This is a genomic window from Chryseobacterium sp. S90 (assembly GCF_047444895.1).
GTDB lineage: Bacteria > Bacteroidota > Bacteroidia > Flavobacteriales > Weeksellaceae > Chryseobacterium.
The window spans coordinates 1-765 of record NZ_JBLGCX010000021.1; the positions used below are offsets into that span (position 1 = coordinate 1).

Below are 765 nucleotides of genomic sequence, written 5' to 3' on the forward strand. Positions count from 1 at the left end.
AAAAAAAATTATCCGGACATCAATTCTATGCCTCTATAACAATATTATTTCTATCATTTTGTACAGAATTTTATATACACTTTTCTACTGGTGCATTGGAAAACTCTTTATCTTTTTTAGTATTAACTGTTTTTGGAATTTCAATTTTCTCAAAGAATAATCTGATTGAAACAGGTTTGTTACCTTTTTCCATAGCACTGGCTTTTCTAACAAGATACGATTTCTTTTTAATAGTGTTTCCAGTGTTTATTTATTTGTTAAATAAATACAGAATAAAATCATTAAAGATAATTTTTACTGCTGGAATACCTATTGTTTTATGGCTGATTTTTTCACTGTTATACTTTGGAAGTATATTTCCTAATAGCTTTTATATGAAAGCAGGTTTCTTAGGAGTAGATTACTCCATAGCGTATCTTGTTAAAAATACAATTAGATCTCCATTTCTAGTATTACTATTAGCGCTCGGAATAACCTCGGCTTATAGGGTGAATAAACCTCTTTTTATAGGAATTGTTATGTATTTTCTGTATACAGTTTATGTCACGGATTATATGCTTGGTAGATTCTGGACTAATTTAATACCCCTTTGTCTTATAACAACTATTCAGTATTTATCTCAGTCTGACCGAAAAATAATTTCTAAAGAACATATTCTTACTTTAGGAATTTTATTTTCATTTATTTCATTTTGTTTTATCGGAAGGAATAAATTTGGAAATGCTATCGATCTAGCTAATGAACGGAAGTACTATACTTCACCCA

1 protein-coding gene is annotated in these 765 nt (G+C 28.4%); it reads left to right on the forward strand.

Annotated features, from left to right (window positions below; all coding sequences use genetic code 11):
• Positions 1 to 765, forward strand: a 765-nt coding sequence (locus tag ACLMCG_RS23080; protein ID WP_413961448.1) for a hypothetical protein, incomplete at both ends; no start/stop codon positions are given.